This window comes from Paenibacillus xylanilyticus (genome assembly GCF_013359935.1).
In the GTDB taxonomy this organism is placed as follows: Bacteria; Bacillota; Bacilli; order Paenibacillales; family Paenibacillaceae; genus Paenibacillus; species Paenibacillus xylanilyticus.
Genome location: NZ_JABMCB010000026.1, coordinates 1 through 357 on the forward strand (window position 1 = coordinate 1; position 357 = coordinate 357).

General features: G+C 45.1%; 1 rRNA gene. It reads right to left on the reverse strand.

Features of this window, described 5'->3' with window-relative positions:
- Positions 1-121, reverse strand: a 23S ribosomal RNA gene (locus HP552_RS00150); the annotation flags it as partial.
- Positions 122-357 lie beyond the last annotated feature (236 nt).

Here is a 357-nt window from a genome sequence, read left to right on the forward strand (position 1 = left end):
CATTCGGACATCCCCGGATCAAAGCTTGCTTACAGCTCCCCGAGGCAGTTTCGTTGTTCGCCACGTCCTTCATCGGCTCCTAGCGCCTAGGCATCCTCCGTGTGCTCTTAGTAGCTTAACCAGTTGCTCCGGTTTCGACTGGTCACTTCCCTTGTTTTGCTTGCGCAAAGCCAAAAGTCGTTCCCATTCGATACCGTCGCAATACAGTTTTCACTATTTATTGAAACTTGTTTAACACAAGTTCAGCTAAAAGGAATGTTCTAATTCGCAATTTTCGTTTCGATATCTAGTTTTCAAAGAACAAGCTCCATGCAAAAGCAAGCTGTTTTGAGAGTTTGAGCTCTCAAAACTGAGCAA